The following is a 16,433-nucleotide window of genomic DNA, read 5'->3' as shown; positions in this document are numbered from 1 at the left end:
CGCCCCGCGGAGGACGTGGGAGCAGGGGCCTCAGGCCGCCGCGCAGGTCCGGGCGAGATCGCGGAACAGCTCCGTCGTCAGCCGGTACGCCTCCGCGACCTCCGCGATGACCCGCTCGCGCTCCTCCTCGTCCCAGCCCGCGGCGTCGAGCTGCTCGCGGTAGGTGGCGCGGAAGGCCGACGGTGCGGCGATCTCGCCGAAGAGGAAGAAGCCGACGCCGTTGGTCTCGAAGCCGAACCGCCGCTGCAGCAGCCCGCGGACGATCGCGCAGCCGGAGAGGTCGCCGAGGTAGCGCGTGTAGTGGTGGGCGACGAAGCCGCCGCTCCAGCCCGCGGCCACGGTGCGGATCCGGTCGACGTAGGCGCCGGTCGAGGGCAGCGGGCGGATGCGCTCCCGCCAGTCCTCGCCGACGAGGAAGCGCAGGTCCTCCGCGATCGCGGGGAGCCGGGTGAGCTTGGTTGAGAGGAAGGGCTCCGCGACCGGATCGCCGGCCATGTCCTCCGCCACGGCCTCGAGGGCCTCGTAGACGAAGTAGTGCTGCGAGATGAGCGCGATGTAGTCGTCGCGGCTGCCGGAGCCGGTCATCAGCGAGGTCATGAAGGCGGCGCCCTCGTCGTCCGCGCCGGACTGCCCGATGCGCAGGCGCAGGGCCTCGGAGAACGGGATGACGTTCGACACGGTGGCCTCCCTCGGCGACTGAGGTCTGCCTTACCTTAGCCGAGCGGGGCCGCCGGGACCAGAGGGCGTCAGTGCCCGTGTCCGCCGTCGACGACGGAGTGCATCATCCCGCCCATGTCGCCCGACCCGCCCGAGGAGGCGGCCATGGCGGGGGTGGCGAGGGCGGAGACGGTGAGCGCGCCGGCCAGGAGTCCGACGAGAGCTCGCGACGGCGAGACGGCCTTCTCCTCGACGCGCGGAGAGCGGAGCGAGACGGCCACCACGGCGACCGCGATCAGCTGGAGGACCGCGGCGGCCAGCGCGGGGAGGGGCTCGGCGAGTGCGCCGAGGGCCAGAGCGAGGGCGAACGCCGCCAGGGAGGCGACCGCGACGACCAGCGCGGAGCGCGGCACGACGATCCGGCCGCGTGCCAGGACGAGGACCGCCCAGAGGATCTCGACAGCACCGAGCGCTCCGATCACCGGAGCCTGCACGCCCTCGCCGCCGGCGGCGAGCGAGAGGTGGACGAGCCCGGCGCCGAGTCCGGCGAAAGCGGCGTTGCAGCGGGCCACGGTGGTCATGGCGGCTCCTTCGCTGGATCGGGGAAGAAGAGGAGGCCCCGGATCGACACACCGCATCGTGTCGTCCGGGGCCGTTCAGTCCGTCCGCCGCGGAAAACGGCGGGCCCACGGCGGACGGAGTAGAGGGGGGCGGCGGGTGCCGCCCTGGTCAGGCGGTCGCGGCGGTGCGCGTCCTCGCCGTCTTCTCGGTGCCGAGTCCGACTCCCAGGAGCACCAGCGCGCTGGCCAGGTGCAGGAAGTGGTCGGCGGTGTTCAGCGCCAGCACGTTCAGAGCGGTGTCGACCAGGAAGAAGCCGACGATGCCGAGCAGCAGGTACACCGCTCCGACGGTCACGTTGACGGTCTTCGCCGCGGCGACGGTCGACAGGCCCGCGATCAGCAGCGCGCCTCCGATGAGCAGGTGGGCGATGTTGTGCAGCGGGTTCACCTCGAAGATGCCGAGCAGGAGCCCGCCTTCGGTCGAGAGGAACTGCACGCCTCCGGTCACGACGAAGCCGAGCAGCCCGACGACGACGTAGACGGCTCCGAAGAGAGTCGCCAGCAGTCGATTGGGGGATCTGCGCATGGTCTCTTACCTCCTTCGAGCAGCGCCTCTGCGCTGTACTCCCTCTCTTCGTAACCGGGCGCCTGCCGGTTTGGGAACGGGGTGGACTCCGCCGGTCACGGTCAGGACACGAATCGCGATCGGGCGCTCAGCGGCCCTCTCCGGCCCGACGGAGCCCCCGTACAGTGGTGCCGTTCGCAGACGACGGGGGAGTCGCACGGCATGGGATCTCGCAGACGGACGCGGACGGGGCTGCTCGTCGTCCCGGTCCTCGTGCTCGCACTGGCCGGCTGCACGCCCGCCGCCGCCTCGCGCGTGGCGGAGGCGCCCGCGCAGGCGGCGTCGGAGGAGCTCGCCTCCGCCCTGTCGGGGTTCCTCGACGAGACGGTCGGCGTCGCCGGCGCGACCGGAGCGGTCGCCGGCGTCTGGTCGCCATGGGGCGGCAGCTGGGAGGGCGCGGTCGGCTGGGAGTCGGACGAGCGCACCACCGCCCTCACCACCGACGCGCACCTGCGGCTCGGCACCGGCGGCACCGAGGCGATGACCTGCGACGTGGTCCTCGCCCTCGCCGACTCCGGCCGGGTCGACCTCGACGCCGACGTCGGCGAGACGCTGCGCTCCCTGCCCGGCATCGACGGCCTCACGCTGCGCGAGCTCTGCGCGCACACCTCCGGCCTGGCCGACTTCCGCTCGGCGCTCTGGCCGACCGTGCTCCAGAACCCCCCGCGGCAGTGGCCGACGCTCGAGCTGCTCGCCGCGGCCCAGGTGCGCGGCGCCTCGGCCGAGCCCGGAGCGGCGTGGTCCGACTCCGCCACCGGTCCGCTGCTCGCCGGCATCGTCGCCGCGCAGGTGACCGGTCGGAGCATCGGGGAGCTCTACGACCAGTACGTGGTGCCGCGGTACGGGCTGCGCAGCACGGAGCTGCCCGGCGCCTCCGAGGTCGACCTGCCCGCTCCGTCCCCCCGCGGCTACGCGGTCGCGCTGGACCCGGCGACCGGGGAGAAGCGCTGCGACGTGCGGCTCGACGTCACCGCCGCGTCCCCGTCCGCGCTCGGCGCCGCGGGCGGAGCGCTGACCGATCTGGAGGACCTCCGGCGGCTGGCGACGGGGCTCGCGGCCGATCCCGCGGGCGACGCCATGTGGCAGGACCCGGTCGTCCAGGGCCAGGGCCGCGCCGACTACCTCCGCGCCGGGCTCGGCGGGCACGAGGCGGGACCCCTCCGCGGCTTCTCGGGCCTCGCGCCCGGCTTCGTCACCGCGGCCTACTCCGACCCGGTCTCGGGCCTGACCGTGGCCGTCTCGATCAACAGCTCGACGCCTGGCGGCGACTTCGCTGCGACGGTCGCCCGCACCCTGGCCGCCATCGCGGTCGAGCAGGGAGCCGCGACGGGAGCCGAGGGCCTGCCCCGGCTCCCGTGGACGGCCGACGGCGAGCGCGGCGCCGTGCAGGGGACCCCGACGCGCTGCTGATCCGGCGGCGCCCTACTCTGGTGCCATGCCGATCACTCCCGACACCAAGGACTGGACCTGGGTCCTCGAGCGCCCCTGCCTCGAGTGCGGTTTCGACGCCTCGCTCGTCGACGCCGACGAGGTCGCCGAGCTCATCCGCGAGAACGCCGCCGCCTGGCCCTACGTGCTCGACCGCGACGATGCGGCGGGCCGGCCCGACGACGAGACCTGGTCGCCGCTCGAGTACGCCGCGCACGTGCGCGACGTGCACCGCATCTACCGCACCCGCGTGCAGCTGATGCTCGCCGGCGACGACCCGCTCTACCCCAACTGGGACCAGGACGTCACCGCCGTGGAGGAGCGCTACGACCAGCAGGACCCCGCGACGGTCGGCCGCGAGCTGGTCGAGGCGGCCGAGCGCATCGCCGAGGTGTTCGACTCCGTCGCCGGCGCCCAGTGGCAGCGCCGAGGCCGCCGCAGCGACGGCGCGGCGTTCACGGTCGACACGATCGCCCGCTACTACCTGCACGACGTCCAGCACCACCTGCACGACGTGCAGGGCTGAGCTCAGGTGTCGATGAGCTGTGGATTGAGGAACGAGAGCGTCCGCGCGTAGGCGAGCGCCGCGGAGGCGGGGCTGACCGCGTCGCGCAGGTTGCCGTTCGCGAAGTGCCGTTGCGTGTCCGGGTAGGTGTGCGCCGTGACCGGCGTCCCCGACTCCTTCAGCCGCCCGACGAACGACTCCGGGTCGTCGCCCGCGGGCCACTCGTCGCTCTGCGCGTAGTGCAGGAGGGTGGGGCACGGGACCAGAACGTGCTCCTCCGCACCGAGGGTGGCGTAGTACGCGACCACCGCGTCCACGAGGCCGGTGCCCGCGGCGAGCAGCCCGAGGCGGCCGCCGAAGCCGAAGCCGATGACGGCGCTGCGCGGTGCCCCGGCCGCGACTCCGGTGCCGACCGCCTCGGCGACGGCGGCGAGGGTGCGGTCCTGCGCGGCCATCGCGGCGAGGTCGCGCGCGTCCTCCGGGGCGAGCGTGGCCCAGCCGTCGTAGAGGTCGGGCACGAGCACGTGGTAGCCGTGCTTCGCCACGGCCTCGGCGAACGGCTCCAGCCACGGCAGGCGCCCGAACACGTCGTGCAGCACGACCACCACGGGCCGGCCGGGGTGCCCGTACTCGAGGGCGACGCCCGGCGACGGGATCTGGACGAGCTCTGTCACCCCTCCACCCTGCCCGCTGCGTCCCGCGATCCCGCGCGCTGCCACTGATCCGCCCGGCGTGTCGCGTCGGAACGCCGCTCGGGCGCCTCACCGCTCCGCGCGACCGTGCGGCTCCAGCGGCAGGACGACCTGCTCGCGCAGGTGCTCGTAGACGACCGAGGTGCGCACGTCGGCGACCTCGCGGCGCTGCGTCAGCTCGTCGATGACGAAGGCGTAGAGGTCCTGGTTGTCGCGGACGGCGACGTGGATGATGAAGTCCTCCGAGCCGGAGGTGACGAACACGCCGACCGTCTCGTCGAGGCCGGCGACCCAGTCGCGGAAGGCCTCGATGATCTCGCGCGACGGCGGACGGATGCGGACCGCGATCAGCGCCTGCACGCCGCGCCCGAGGGCCGCGAAGTCGAGAGTGAGCGTCGCGCCGGTGATCACGCCGCGGCGCCGGAGGCTCCTCGTGCGGTCGAGGGCGGTGGTCGGCGAGACGTGCACGGCGGCTGCGAGGTCACGGTTCGTGATCCGTGCATCCGACTGCAGGACCTGCAGGATCCGGACGTCGAGTTCGTCGAGTGCCGCTCCTGGGCCGTTCTGCTGGTCGTTCATACGGAGATCCTGCCGAAGGGGAGCCCTCCTGCCTACTGTTCGTGACGTCACTGCGCACGAACCGAGGAGCATCATGACCATCCCCGCCCCCGACACCGTCGGCTTCCACCCCGACGAGATCGACACCGCCGCGCCCACCCGCTCGGCCCGCCTCAAGTGGGTGGTCGTCGTCGACGAGTCCCTCCCCGCCGGCCGCGCCGTGAACGCCGCGATCTGCGTGGGCGCCGCGACGGCCGCGCACGTCGCGGGGCTGCTCGGACCGAGCCCCGCCGACGCGTCCGGATCGCTGCATCCCGGTCTGCCGTGGGCCGGCTGCACGGTCCTCGCCGCCGACGCGGCGACCCTGCTCGCGATCCGCGCGAAGGCCGAGGCGCACGACGGGACGTTCGTCGCCGACATGCCCGCGTCGGCGCAGGCCACCCGGGTGTACGACGAGTACCGGGAGGCGGTGGCGGCGAGCGGCTCCGACGAGCTGCAGTACCTCGCGGTCAGCCTGGTGGGGCCGAGGAACCGGATCGACAGGATCGTCGGGCGGCTGCCGCTGCTGGGCTGACGGACACCGCGGGGCTGCCGGACGCCGCTGCGCTGACGGACGCCGCTGCGCTGACGGACGCCGCTGCAGCGCCGGAGGAGGAGCCGTTCGCATCGGGCCGGAGGACCGACCGCAGACGAGGGGGAGGAGAGCGAGTGACGGGAATCGAACCCGCGCCATCTGCTTGGGAAGCAGAAGTTCTACCATTGAACTACACTCGCGCGGCGCCGCTCGGGCGCACCAGGACATCGTAGCAAGGCCCGGAGCCGACCCATGCCCCGGGGTCGCGCCACGCCCTAGGATCGCAGCGTGCTCCTCTCCGACCGCGACATCTCGCTCGAACTCGCCTCCGGCCGCGTGGGGCTCGCCCCGCACGATCCGTCGATGCTGCAGCCGTCGTCCGTCGATGTGCGCCTCGACCGCTTCTTCCGGCTGTTCGACAACCACCGCTACCCGTACATCGATCCGGCCGAGGACCAGCCCGAGCTGACCCGCCTGGTCGAGACGCCGCAGGGCGAGCCGTTCATCCTCCACCCGGGAGAGTTCGTGCTCGGCTCGACCTACGAGGAGGTGTCGCTGCCGGACGACATCGCGGCGCGCCTCGAGGGCAAGAGCTCTCTCGGACGGCTCGGGCTGCTGACCCACTCGACCGCCGGGTTCATCGATCCGGGCTTCACCGGCCACGTCACCCTCGAGCTCAGCAACGTCGCGACGCTCCCCATCACGCTCTGGCCCGGGATGAAGATCGGCCAGATGTGCTTCTTCCGCCTCAGCTCGCCCGCCGAGAAGCCCTACGGCTCGGCGGAGTACAGCTCGCGGTACCAGGGCCAGCGCGGTCCGACCGCGTCGCGCTCGGCGCTCGGCTTCCACCGCACGGACGTCTACACCGACTGACGCCGGCGCAGGGATCAGGGCGCGGGGGTCAGCCCAGCAGGCGGGGGAGCTGCAGCACGAGCCAGGGGGAGAACGCCCAGGGGGTCGAGCGGACGGCGGCGAGCGTCGCCTCGGCGTCGACCCACTCGTAGTCCATGACCTCGTCGAGGCGCGGATCGAGGGCGTCGCGGCTCGACAGCGTCGCCGTGTAGACGGGGCAGATCTCGTTCTCGACGACGCCGGACGCGTCGACCGCGCGGTAGCGGAAGTCCGGCAGGGCGACCTCCAGCGTGGCCAGTCGGGCGCCGAGCTCGCGCTCGGCCCGGCGGACGACGGCGTCCTCGATCCGCTCGCCCGGGGCGGGGTGCCCGCAGAAGGAGTTGGTCCAGACGCCCGGCCAGGTGCGCTTCTCGAGTGCGCGGCGGGTCACCAGAAGCGCGCCGTCCGGGGAGAAGACGTGGCAGGAGAACGCGAGGTGCAGGGGAGTGGCCGTGTCGTGCACGGTCGCCTTGTCGGCGACCCCCACGGCGTTCCCGGCCTCGTCGAGGAGGACCACCTGCTCGATCCGGTCCGTCTGCACAGTGGCGGCTGGCGAAGTCATACCCGCAAGTCAAGCACGCCGCAACACATCAGCCGGCTTATCGTCCTGGTTCTCCCCTTTGTTAGCCTTCCCACGTGGATAAGCGCGACCCCGTGGTTCTGTCCCGGTTGAGGCAGGAGCACGTCGATGCCGTCCTGGACAGGTTCTTCTCGTTGGCGAGGTCCCGGGCGGTGCGTCTCGGACCCCGCTACCTGACCCTCTGGCAGACGCTGGAGGCCAACACCCGCGGCGGCAAGCGCTTCCGCCCGCTGATGGTGATCTCCGCGTACGAGGCCCACGGCGGCCAGGATCCGGAGGCCGCTGCCCATCTCGGCGCGGCGTTCGAGCTGCTGCACACCGCGCTGATCGTGCACGACGACGTGATCGACCGCGACTTCGTGCGCCGCGGCGGCCCGAACGTCTCGGGCAGCTACCGCGACGAGGCGACGACCGCGGGCCTCTCCATCCCGATCGCCGAGCACCGCGGGACCTCGGTGGCCGTGATCGCCGGGGACCTCGCCCTCACCGGCGCCCACCGCCTCGTCGAGGGCGTCGGCGCCTCCGACGGCGTGCGGGCCCGCCTGCTCACCCTGCTCGACGAGGCCGTCTTCGCCTCCGCCGCGGGTGAGCTGGCCGATGTGGACTTCTCCCTCATGCCGGGCATGCCCTCGGTCGACGAGGTGCTCGAGATGGAGCGCCTCAAGACGGCCGTCTACTCCTTCGAGGCGCCGCTGCAGGCCGGAGCGATCCTCGCGGGGGCCTCGGACGCCGCGGTGGACGCGCTCGGCGAGTTCGGCCGCTGGATCGGCATCGCCTACCAGATCGTCGACGACCTGCTCGGCGTCTTCGGCTCGGAGGGGCAGACCGGCAAGACCACGCTGGGCGACCTCCGCGAGGGCAAGCGCACCGTCCTCATCGCCCACGCGGCCGGCACGGACTGCTGGCCCGACATCGAGGCGCTGATCGGCGACGAGCACCTCGCGCCCGAGACCGCGGAGAAGGTGCGCGGCATCCTCGAGGAGTGCGGCGCCCGCAGCTACGCCGAGGGGCTCGCGAACCAGTTCGCCGACCGCGCCTGGGCGGCGCTGGAGACGCCCGCGGTGTCGGAGGCCTTCCGCAACGAGGTCCGCCCGCTCGTGGCCAGCGTGGTCGGGCGCACCCGATGAGCGCTGTCCGCCACGCGCGGATGCGCGCGACGATGCGCTCCGCCCGGCCGTGCCCCCGTACGGTGGCACGATGAGCCGCCAGAGCGAACTGTACGACCGCGTCGCGCACGAGTCGTCCGCGCAGGTGATCCGCCGCTACTCCACCTCCTTCGGGCTGGCCACGCGCCTGCTCTCCCCGGGCGTCCGCGAGCGGGTGGAGGACGTCTACGCCCTCGTGCGCGTCGCCGACGAGATCGTCGACGGCGTCGCCGAGGAGGCCCGTCTCGACCGGGCCGCGGTGGAGGAGTCCCTCGACGCCTTCGAGGCCGAGACCGAGCGCGCGCTCGCCTCCGGCTACAGCTCCAACCTCGTGATCCACGCCTTCGCTCGGACCGCGCGGGCGACCGGATTCGGCACCGAGCTCACCCGGCCGTTCTTCGCGTCGATGCGCGCCGACCTCCGCGAGACCGAGCACACCCCCGAGTCCTTCGAGGCCTACGTCTACGGCTCCGCCGAGGTCGTCGGGCTGATGTGCCTGCACGTGTTCCTCGCGGCGCCGGACGCGGGGCTCGTCTCCGAGGCCGCCCGCGAGCGGCTCGTGGCCGGAGCGCGCCGCCTGGGCGCCGCGTTCCAGAAGGTCAACTTCCTCCGCGATCTCGCCGCCGACGTCGACGGCCTCGGCCGCAGCTACTTCCCCGGAGTCGACCCGCGGGCGTTCTCCGAGCGCGACAAGGCCTCGCTGCTCGCCGACCTCGACGACGACCTCGCCGAAGCCGCCGCCATCGTGCCCGAGCTCCCGCGCTCGAGCCGGCGCGCGGTCCTGCTCGCCCACTCCCTCTTCGCCGCCCTGGCCGACCGGATCCGCGCGACGCCCGCCGAGGAGCTCCTCCGCGCCCGCGTCAGCGTGCCCACGGCCGCCAAGGCGGCGCTCGCGGCGAAGGCGGCCGTGTCGACGCTGGGCCCGCGCCTGGGCCCCGGCCCCGTCCGCGCGACCCGCTCGAGGACCGGCCCGCACCGCGCCGTCGTCATCGGCGGCGGGATCGGCGGACTCGCCTCCGCCGCGCTGCTCGCGCGCGACGGCTACGACGTGACCCTCCTGGAGGCGCGCGAGGCCGTCGGCGGCCGCGCCGGCTCGTGGGAGCACGAGGGTTTCCGCTTCGACACCGGTCCCTCCTGGTACCTGATGCCCGAGGTGTTCGACCACTTCTTCCGCCTGATGGGCACCAGCGCCGAGGAGCGCCTCGACCTCGTCACGCTCGACCCCGGCTACCGGGTCTACAGCGAGGGCGTCGACGAGCCGATCGACGTGCTCGCCGACCTCGAGTCGAACCTCGCGCTCTTCGAGAGCATCGAGCCCGGAGCGGGCGAGCGGATGCGCGCGTACCTCGACTCCGCGCGCGACACCTACGAGATGGCCAAGCGCCGCTTCCTCTACACGAGCTTCTCCTCCTTCCTCCCGCTGCTGCGCCGCGACGTGCTCAGCCGGACCGGGAGACTCGGCCGCCTGCTGCTCACGCCGCTCGACACGTTCGCGGCGACGGCGGTCACCGACAACCGGCTGCGCCAGATCCTCGGCTACCCGGCCGTCTTCCTCGGCTCCTCGCCGTTCGCCGCGCCGAGCATGTACCACCTGATGAGCCATCTCGACCTCGCCGACGGCGTGCTCTACCCGATGGGCGGATTCACGAAGCTGATCGAGGCGGTCGCCGACGTCGCCGAGGAGGCCGGCGTCACCATCCGCACGTCCTCGCCCGCGACGCGGATCCTCACCGCCCGCTCGCCCCGCGGCGGACGCCGCGGCGCCGAGGTCGTCGGAGTCGAGTTCACGGGCCCCGACGGCACGGAGCGGATCCCCGCCGACCTGGTCGTCAACGCCTCCGACCTCTTCACCACCGAGCAGTCGCTCCTCCCCGAGGAGCTGCGGACCTACCCGCCCGCCTACTGGGAGAAGCGCGAGCCCGGCCCGAGCGCCGTCCTCGTCCTCCTGGGCGTGCGCGGGGAGCTGCCCGAGCTCGAGCACCACACCCTGCTCTTCACGAAGGACTGGCGCGACAATTTCGACAAGATCTTCGGCGAGCACCCGACCGTCCCCGATCCCGCGTCGATCTACGTCTGCCGCCCGAGCGCGACCGACGCGAGCACGGCTCCGGAGGGGCACGAGAACCTGTTCGTGCTCGTGCCGATCCCGGCCGACACCTCGATCGGCCACGGCGGAGTCGACGGCGCGGGCGACGCGCGCGTCGAGGCCATCGCCGACCAGGCCATCGCGCAGATCGCCTCCTGGACCGGCGCGACCGACCTGGCCGAGCGGATCGTCGTCCGCCGCACCATCGGCCCGGCCGACTTCGAGAGCGACCTCGGCGCCTGGCGCGGCTCGATGCTCGGACCGGCCCACGTCCTCTCGCAGAGCGCCTTCTTCCGCGCCGGGAACGTCAGCAGGCACGTCGACGGACTGCTCTTCGCCGGCAGCTCCACGATCCCCGGCATCGGCCTGCCGATGTGCATCATCAGCGCCGAGGTCATGCTCAAGCGCGTGCGCGGCGACGTGTCGACCGAGCCGCTGCCCGTGCGGGAAGCGCCGTCGGCTCCGGTCGCGCCCGTCGCCGTGGGGGAGTAGGCGTGGGGATCCTCTACCTGCTCGCGCTCCTCGTCTCGATCACCGGGATGATCGTGCTCGACCGCCGCTTCCGGCTGTTCTTCTGGGCGGACGCGCGACGCGCGGCGATCGTGCTGCCCGCGGGAGTCGCGTTCTTCCTGGTCTGGGACCTCGTGGGGATCGGCCTGGGCGTCTTCTTCCGCGGTGAGACCTCCTACATGACCGGCCTGCAGATCGCGCCGGAGCTCCCGGTCGAGGAGGTCCTCTTCCTCACCCTGCTCTGCTACCTGACGATGGATGTGCACGGCTTCCTCTCGCAGCGCGTCTCCCGGCGAGCGGAGGCGCGCGCGTGACCTACCTCCTCCTCAACGCCGTGTTCCTCGCGGTGGTGCTGCTGCTGCTGCTGCTCGCGCTGCGCCGACGCGTCCTGCGCCTGCCCGCCGTCCTCGGCACCCTCGCCGTGCTGCTGGTGATGACCGCCGTGTTCGACAACATCATGATCGGAGTGGGCCTGCTGGTCGCCTACGACGACGACCTGATCTCGGGCATCCGGATCGGTGTCGCTCCGATCGAGGACTTCGCCTACGCGATCGCCGCGGCCCTCGCCCTCCCGGCGCTCTGGGTGCTCCTGCCCTCGCGTCGTCGGAGCGAGCCGTGAACCGGCTGCGCGCGCTGTTCGTCTCGAGCCGCCCGCTGAGCTGGGTCAACACCGCCTACCCGTTCGCGGCGGCGTACCTGCTGACCACCCGCGAGATCGACCTCGCCTTCGTGCTCGGCACGATCTACTTCCTCATCCCCTACAACCTCGCGATGTACGGGATCAACGACGTCTTCGACTACGAGTCCGATCTGCGGAACCCCCGCAAGGGCGGCGTCGAGGGCGCCGTGCTCGACCGGAGCGAGCACCGAGCGACGCTCATCGCGGCGGTGGCCACGAACGTGCCGTTCCTGGTGGCGCTCGTGCTGCTCGGGTCCCCGGTCTCGTGGCTGGTCCTCGCGATCAGCGTCTTCGCGGTGATCGCCTACAGTGCGCCGGGGCTCCGCTTCAAGGAGCGCCCGTTCGTCGACTCGCTGACCTCGGCGACCCACTTCGTCAGCCCGGCCGTCTACGGGATCGCCCTCGCGGGCACCGTGGTCACCGGACCTCTCGTGGCGCTGCTCGTGGCGTTCTTCCTCTGGGGGATCGCGAGCCACGCCTTCGGCGCGGTGCAGGACATCCTGGCCGACCGGGCGGGCGGCATCGGCTCGATCGCGACCGTGATCGGAGCGAAGGCGACCACGCGCTTCGCCATCGCCGCCTACGTCGCGAGCGGCCTGCTCCTGCTCCTGCTGCCCTGGCCGGGGACCCTCGCGGCGATCCTCGCGGTGCCGTACGCGGTGAGCATCTGGCCGTACCGGTCGCTCGAGGACGCCGAGGCGGAGCGGGCGAACGCGGGCTGGAAGCGCTTCCTCGCGCTGAACTTCCTGACCGGCTTCCTCGTCACGCTCCTGCTGATCGTGTTCTGGATCGCCACGGTCTGATCCTCGGCCATGGCGCGCGGGGAGGGGCCTCGCCCGCGTCTCCGCGGGCCGGGCCCCGTCAGTCCCGGCGGGCGGGCGGCGCGAGCCGCGGCTCCGGCACGACGGGGGCGGTCGCCGGCGGGCGGCGCACCGGCAGGAGCAGCACCAGCCCCACGGCGAGGACGAGGACGAGCCCGAGGATGCCCCAGTACTGCACGTTCGCCTCGCCGCTGCCCGAGACGGCCGCGGCGATCGAGACGGCGGCCGCGAAGGCGGCGGGCGCGAGGAACGAGGCCGCCCGCCCGGTGGTCGCGTAGAGGCCGAAGATCTCGCCCTCGCGTCCCTCCGGGATGAGGCGGGCGAGGTAGCTGCGGCTCGCCGACTGCGCCGGGCCGACGAACAGGCACAGCAGCAGGCCGAAGATCCAGAACACCGTGCTCCCCCCGTCGTGCAGGACGAAGACGGCGGTGCCGCAGACGACCAGGCCGATGAGCGAGGCGACGATCACGGCCTTGGGGCCGATGCGGTCGTCGAGCGCGCCGACCGAGATGGTCGCCACTCCGGCCACGACGTTCGCGGCGATGGCGAAGAGGATCACCTCGCCGGCGTCGAAGCCGAAGGTGCCCTGCGCCAGCACGCCGCCGAAGGTGAAGACCCCGGTGAGCCCGTCGCGGAACACCGCGCTGGCGATGAGGAAGGCCACGGTGCTGCGGCTCTCGCGCCAGAGGCCGGCGACCTGCGCGAAGAGCGCGCGGTAGGAGGCGATCACGCCGACGCGCTCCGCCCGGCTCGCGCGCGCCGGCGTCTCCGGCACCGCGACCAGCACCGGGAGGGCGAAGACGGCGAACCACACGCCGGCGACCAGGATCGAGACGCGCACGTCGAGGCCGTCGTCCCCCGTCACTCCGAAGAGCCCGACCTCGGGCGAGATGAAGCCGAAGTACACGATCAGCAGCAGGACGATCCCGCCGACGTAGCCCATGCCCCACCCGAAGCCGGAGACGCGGCCGATGGTCGCCCGGGTCGAGACCTGGAGGAGCATTGCGTTGTAGTTGACGCTCGCGAACTCGAAGAAGACCGTGCCGACCGCGAGCAGTCCGAGTCCCAGCCAGAGGAGGGCCGGGTCGGGGCGCACGAGGAACATCAGCAGGATGCAGAGGACGACGACGGCGGAGTGGATCCCGAGCCAGAGCCGGCGGCGCCCGCCGAGGTCGGCCCGGCGGCCGGTGATCGGCGCGATGACGGCGACGACCACGCCGGCGGCGGCGAGGGACCAGCCGAGCGCGGCCGAGACTCCGCTCGAGGTGCCGAAGAGCCCGTCGGTGGTCAGGTAGACGGTGAAGACGAAGGTGGTCACCACCGCGTTGAAGGCCGATCCGCCCCAGTCCCACAGGCCCCAGGCGAGGACGGGCCAGCGGCCGGTGCGCGTCGTCATGGGCCCACCGTAGGGGGAGGAGGTGAACGGCCGGAAGCGGCGGGACCCGTGAGTCTGAGAGTTGAGCCGATGCGACTCAACTTCTCGCCTCCGGACTTGACGCGAGACGACGGATGCGTAAACTTGAGCGTGCGGGGCTCAACTCCCGCAGAGGATTCCGCACCACCCGTCAACTGACCGGCAGCCGCCCGCGCGACGCCGATCGCGAAGGAGAACAACGCATATGTCCCGTGCCGTAGGCATCGACCTGGGAACCACCAACTCTGTCGTGGCCGTCCTCGAGGGAGGCGAGCCCACCGTCATCGCCAACGCCGAGGGCTTCCGCACCACGCCGTCCGTCGTGGCGTTCACCAAGGACGGGGAGGTGCTCGTCGGCGAGACCGCGAAGCGCCAGGCCGTCACCAACGTCGACCGCACCATCGCGTCGGTCAAGCGCCACATGGGCACCGACTGGACCTTCGGCGTGGAGGACAAGAAGTACACCCCGCAGGAGATCTCGGCCCGCATCCTGGGCAAGCTCAAGCGCGACGCGGAGCAGTACCTGGGCGACAAGGTGACCGACGCGGTCATCACCGTCCCGGCCTACTTCAACGACGCCGAGCGCCAGGCGACCAAGGACGCCGGCGAGATCGCCGGCCTCAACGTCCTGCGCATCATCAACGAGCCCACCGCGGCCGCGCTGGCCTACGGCCTCGACAAGGGCAAGGAGGACGAGCTCATCCTCGTCTTCGACCTCGGCGGCGGAACGTTCGACGTCTCCCTCCTCGAGGTGGGCAAGGACGACGACTTCTCGACCATCCAGGTCCGCGCGACCTCGGGCGACAACCGCCTCGGCGGCGACGACTGGGACCAGCGCGTCGTCGACCACCTGGTCAAGCGCTTCAAGGACTCGACCGGCGTCGACGTCTCGAAGGACAAGATCGCTCGCCAGCGCCTCAAGGAGGCCGCGGAGCAGGCGAAGAAGGAGCTCTCCTCGAGCACCTCGACCAGCATCCAGCTGCCCTACCTCTCGCTCACCGAGAACGGCCCGGCGAACCTCGACGAGACGCTCACCCGCGCCAAGTTCGAGGAGCTCACCAGCGACCTGATCGAGCGCACCCGCAAGCCCTTCACCGACGTCATCGCCGAGGCGGGCGTCAAGGTCGAGGACATCGCTCACGTGGTCCTCGTCGGCGGCTCGACCCGCATGCCGGCCGTGGCCGAGCTCGTCAAGAAGCTCACCGGCGGCAAGGAGCCCAACAAGGGCGTCAACCCGGACGAGGTCGTCGCCGTCGGCGCCGCGCTGCAGGCCGGCGTCCTCAAGGGCGAGCGCAAGGACGTCCTCCTGATCGACGTGACCCCGCTCTCGCTGGGCATCGAGACCAAGGGCGGGATCATGACGAAGCTCATCGAGCGCAACACCGCGATCCCGACCAAGAGGTCCGAGACCTTCACCACGGCCGACGACAACCAGCCGTCCGTCGCGATCCAGGTCTTCCAGGGCGAGCGCGAGTTCACCCGCGACAACAAGAACCTGGGCACGTTCGAGCTGACCGGCATCGCGCCGGCCCCGCGCGGCATCCCGCAGGTCGAGGTCACCTTCGACATCGACGCCAACGGCATCGTCCACGTGTCCGCGAAGGACAAGGGCACCGGCAAGGAGCAGTCGATGACGATCACGGGCGGCTCGTCGCTGCCCAAGGACGACATCGACCGCATGGTCCGCGAGGCCGAGGAGCACGCCGCCGAGGACAAGGCCCGCCGCGAGGCCGCCGAGATCCGCAACAACGCCGAGACCCTGGCGTACTCGATCGACAAGCTGATCAAGGACAACGAGGACAAGCTGCCCGAGGACGTCAAGTCCGAGGTGCAGGGAGACGTCGACGCGCTGAAGACCGCGCTCGCCGGCGACGACGACGCGGCCGTCAAGACCGCGTTCGACGCCCTCAACGCCTCGCAGACCAAGATCGGCCAGGCGATCTACTCCCAGGACCAGGCCGCGCAGAGCGCCCCCGCGGACGCTCCGGCCGACGGTGACAAGAAGGACGACGAGGACATCGTCGACGCCGAGGTCATCGACGAGGACGAGCCGAAGGACACGAAGTAGCCATGGCAGCCGAGAACGAGCCCCAGGACCTCCCCGAGGAGCAGCCGGTCACCGGCGGCGAGGCGGGAGCCGAGGCGGCGCAGGACGCCCAGGACCAGGAGGGCCTCATCGAGGCCGAGGGGCCCGACGTCGAGACCAGCCTCTCGGACGCCGACCTCTCGTTCCTCTCGGGACAGTCCAGCGCCGAGACGCTCGCGGCCGAGCACCTCGCCGACCTCCAGCGGGTGACCGCCGAGTACGCGAACTACCGCAAGCGCACCGAGGCCAACCGCCAGGTCGACAAGGAGCGGGCGATCGGCGACGCGGTGAAGGTCATCCTCCCCGTGCTCGACGACCTCGACCGCGCCGAGAAGCACGGCGACCTCGCCGAGGGCGGGCCCTTCACGGCCATCGCGCAGAAGCTGCGCGGCGGAGTGGAGAAGCTCGGCCTGGTGAAGACCGGCGCCGTGGGCGACCTGTTCGACCCGAACATCCACGAGGCGATCTTCCAGCAGCCCACCCCCGGCGCCGAGACCTCCACGGTCGCGGACGTCGTCGAGGCGGGCTACTACCTCGGAGGCTCGCTGCTGCGGGCCGCCAAGGTGGTCGTGGCAGTCCCCGCCGACTGACCCCGCCACCGGCACCACCACCGCGGAGGACC

The 16,433-nt window shown here is 72.2% G+C and carries 18 protein-coding genes and 1 tRNA gene; 11 read left to right on the top strand and 8 right to left on the bottom strand.

Features of this window, described 5'->3' with window-relative positions:
• Positions 1 to 30: 30 nt before the first annotated feature.
• The 3 genes from C5C53_RS07135 to C5C53_RS07125 all read right to left on the bottom strand — a co-directional run bounded on the left by C5C53_RS07135 (position 31) and on the right by C5C53_RS07125 (position 1,803).
• A complete protein-coding gene (locus C5C53_RS07135) occupies positions 31 to 678 on the bottom strand; it encodes a heme oxygenase (biliverdin-producing) (RefSeq protein ID WP_104267180.1) in 648 nt (215 codons plus the stop codon).
• Between the two features lie 68 nt (positions 679 to 746).
• A complete protein-coding gene (locus tag C5C53_RS07130; RefSeq protein ID WP_104267179.1) occupies positions 747 to 1,238 on the bottom strand; it encodes a hypothetical protein in 492 nt (163 codons plus the stop codon).
• Between the two features lie 148 nt (positions 1,239 to 1,386).
• Complete coding sequence (locus C5C53_RS07125) at positions 1,387 to 1,803, bottom strand: DUF4383 domain-containing protein (RefSeq protein ID WP_104246935.1); 417 nt, start codon at positions 1,801 to 1,803, stop codon at positions 1,387 to 1,389.
• Between the two features lie 201 nt (positions 1,804 to 2,004).
• Here C5C53_RS07125 and C5C53_RS07120 point away from each other — a divergent pair, with 201 nt between their 5' ends.
• Positions 2,005 to 3,252 (top strand): serine hydrolase, encoded by a 1,248-nt coding sequence (locus C5C53_RS07120; RefSeq protein WP_104267178.1) that lies wholly within the window; start codon positions 2,005 to 2,007, stop codon positions 3,250 to 3,252.
• Between the two features lie 25 nt (positions 3,253 to 3,277).
• Entirely contained in the window at positions 3,278 to 3,796 is a 519-nt protein-coding gene (locus C5C53_RS07115; RefSeq protein ID WP_104222903.1) for a DinB family protein, read from the top strand.
• A 2-nt stretch (positions 3,797 to 3,798) separates the two neighbouring features.
• Here the strand turns inward: C5C53_RS07115 and C5C53_RS07110 are convergent, their stop codons facing one another.
• Together C5C53_RS07110 and C5C53_RS07105 are read right to left on the bottom strand one after the other, a co-directional pair.
• Positions 3,799 to 4,449: a dienelactone hydrolase family protein gene (locus C5C53_RS07110; protein WP_104237610.1), complete on the bottom strand. Its 651-nt coding sequence runs from the start codon at positions 4,447 to 4,449 to the stop codon at positions 3,799 to 3,801.
• An 87-nt stretch (positions 4,450 to 4,536) separates the two neighbouring features.
• Positions 4,537 to 5,046, bottom strand: a complete 510-nt coding sequence (locus C5C53_RS07105) for an Lrp/AsnC family transcriptional regulator (protein ID WP_104255349.1) — start codon at positions 5,044 to 5,046, stop codon at positions 4,537 to 4,539.
• Between the two features lie 73 nt (positions 5,047 to 5,119).
• Here C5C53_RS07105 and C5C53_RS07100 point away from each other — a divergent pair, with 73 nt between their 5' ends.
• Positions 5,120 to 5,599 (top strand): DUF2000 domain-containing protein, encoded by a 480-nt coding sequence (locus C5C53_RS07100; RefSeq protein WP_104267177.1) that lies wholly within the window; start codon positions 5,120 to 5,122, stop codon positions 5,597 to 5,599.
• 129 nt (positions 5,600 to 5,728) lie between these two features.
• Here C5C53_RS07100 and C5C53_RS07095 read toward each other — a convergent pair.
• Positions 5,729 to 5,799 (bottom strand) — tRNA-Gly (locus C5C53_RS07095).
• Between the two features lie 88 nt (positions 5,800 to 5,887).
• On the opposite strand from C5C53_RS07095, the gene dcd reads away from it, so the two are divergent.
• Positions 5,888 to 6,472 carry a dCTP deaminase gene (dcd, locus tag C5C53_RS07090; protein ID WP_104246931.1) on the top strand — a complete coding sequence of 195 codons (585 nt, stop codon included), beginning with the start codon at positions 5,888 to 5,890 and terminating at the stop codon, positions 6,470 to 6,472.
• A 28-nt stretch (positions 6,473 to 6,500) separates the two neighbouring features.
• Here the strand turns inward: dcd and idi are convergent, their stop codons facing one another.
• The gene (gene idi, locus C5C53_RS07085; RefSeq protein WP_104222897.1) at positions 6,501 to 7,052 is read right to left on the bottom strand and encodes an isopentenyl-diphosphate Delta-isomerase; all 552 of its coding nucleotides are present in this window, start codon (positions 7,050 to 7,052) and stop codon (positions 6,501 to 6,503) included.
• Between the two features lie 170 nt (positions 7,053 to 7,222).
• On the opposite strand from idi, the gene C5C53_RS07080 reads away from it, so the two are divergent.
• The 5 genes from C5C53_RS07080 (at position 7,223) to C5C53_RS07065 (ending at position 12,293) form a co-directional block, all read left to right on the top strand.
• A complete protein-coding gene (locus C5C53_RS07080) occupies positions 7,223 to 8,197 on the top strand; it encodes a polyprenyl synthetase family protein (RefSeq protein WP_244229492.1) in 975 nt (324 codons plus the stop codon).
• Between the two features lie 70 nt (positions 8,198 to 8,267).
• A complete protein-coding gene (gene crtI / locus C5C53_RS07075) occupies positions 8,268 to 10,793 on the top strand; it encodes a phytoene desaturase family protein (RefSeq protein WP_104267207.1) in 2,526 nt (841 codons plus the stop codon).
• A 2-nt stretch (positions 10,794 to 10,795) separates the two neighbouring features.
• The gene (locus tag C5C53_RS07070) at positions 10,796 to 11,125 is read left to right on the top strand and encodes a lycopene cyclase domain-containing protein (RefSeq protein ID WP_104267176.1); all 330 of its coding nucleotides are present in this window, start codon (positions 10,796 to 10,798) and stop codon (positions 11,123 to 11,125) included.
• Positions 11,122 to 11,430 carry a lycopene cyclase domain-containing protein gene (locus C5C53_RS17075; RefSeq protein ID WP_181127729.1) on the top strand — a complete coding sequence of 103 codons (309 nt, stop codon included), beginning with the start codon at positions 11,122 to 11,124 and terminating at the stop codon, positions 11,428 to 11,430. The genes C5C53_RS07070 and C5C53_RS17075 overlap by 4 nt, the downstream gene beginning before the upstream one ends.
• Complete coding sequence (locus C5C53_RS07065) at positions 11,427 to 12,293, top strand: prenyltransferase (protein WP_104222892.1); 867 nt, start codon at positions 11,427 to 11,429, stop codon at positions 12,291 to 12,293. Before C5C53_RS17075 ends, C5C53_RS07065 begins: the two co-directional genes overlap by 4 nt.
• 58 nt (positions 12,294 to 12,351) lie before the next feature.
• Here the strand turns inward: C5C53_RS07065 and C5C53_RS07060 are convergent, their stop codons facing one another.
• The gene (locus tag C5C53_RS07060) at positions 12,352 to 13,707 is read right to left on the bottom strand and encodes an MFS transporter (RefSeq protein WP_104267174.1); all 1,356 of its coding nucleotides are present in this window, start codon (positions 13,705 to 13,707) and stop codon (positions 12,352 to 12,354) included.
• A gap of 223 nt (positions 13,708 to 13,930) precedes the next feature.
• Between C5C53_RS07060 and dnaK the strand changes: the two genes are divergently transcribed.
• The gene (gene dnaK / locus C5C53_RS07055) at positions 13,931 to 15,793 is read left to right on the top strand and encodes a molecular chaperone DnaK (RefSeq protein WP_104222890.1); all 1,863 of its coding nucleotides are present in this window, start codon (positions 13,931 to 13,933) and stop codon (positions 15,791 to 15,793) included.
• A 2-nt stretch (positions 15,794 to 15,795) separates the two neighbouring features.
• Entirely contained in the window at positions 15,796 to 16,401 is a 606-nt protein-coding gene (locus C5C53_RS07050) for a nucleotide exchange factor GrpE (RefSeq protein WP_104237617.1), read from the top strand.
• Positions 16,402 to 16,433 lie beyond the last annotated feature (32 nt).

This window comes from Rathayibacter sp. AY1E3, assembly GCF_002932235.1.
GTDB lineage: Bacteria > Actinomycetota > Actinomycetes > Actinomycetales > Microbacteriaceae > Rathayibacter.
The sequence above is the reverse complement of the archived record's forward strand: the minus strand, read 5'-3'. Positions and strand labels throughout refer to the sequence as shown.

What these genes read in the sequence shown, in the direction of transcription:
- C5C53_RS07125 (WP_104246935.1), bottom strand. Translation starts at nt 1,803, where the DNA reads ATGCGCAGATCCCCCAATCGACTGCTGGCGACTCTCTTCGGAGCCGTC.
- idi (WP_104222897.1), bottom strand. Translation starts at nt 7,052, where the DNA reads ATGACTTCGCCAGCCGCCACTGTGCAGACGGACCGGATCGAGCAGGTG.
- C5C53_RS07060 (WP_104267174.1), bottom strand. Translation starts at nt 13,707, where the DNA reads ATGACGACGCGCACCGGCCGCTGGCCCGTCCTCGCCTGGGGCCTGTGG.
- C5C53_RS07120 (WP_104267178.1), top strand. Translation starts at nt 2,005, where the DNA reads ATGGGATCTCGCAGACGGACGCGGACGGGGCTGCTCGTCGTCCCGGTC.
- C5C53_RS07115 (WP_104222903.1), top strand. Translation starts at nt 3,278, where the DNA reads ATGCCGATCACTCCCGACACCAAGGACTGGACCTGGGTCCTCGAGCGC.
- C5C53_RS07100 (WP_104267177.1), top strand. Translation starts at nt 5,120, where the DNA reads ATGACCATCCCCGCCCCCGACACCGTCGGCTTCCACCCCGACGAGATC.
- crtI (WP_104267207.1), top strand. Translation starts at nt 8,268, where the DNA reads ATGAGCCGCCAGAGCGAACTGTACGACCGCGTCGCGCACGAGTCGTCC.
- C5C53_RS07105 (WP_104255349.1), bottom strand. Translation starts at nt 5,046, where the DNA reads ATGAACGACCAGCAGAACGGCCCAGGAGCGGCACTCGACGAACTCGAC.
- C5C53_RS07130 (WP_104267179.1), bottom strand. Translation starts at nt 1,238, where the DNA reads ATGACCACCGTGGCCCGCTGCAACGCCGCTTTCGCCGGACTCGGCGCC.
- C5C53_RS07050 (WP_104237617.1), top strand. Translation starts at nt 15,796, where the DNA reads ATGGCAGCCGAGAACGAGCCCCAGGACCTCCCCGAGGAGCAGCCGGTC.
- dnaK (WP_104222890.1), top strand. Translation starts at nt 13,931, where the DNA reads ATGTCCCGTGCCGTAGGCATCGACCTGGGAACCACCAACTCTGTCGTG.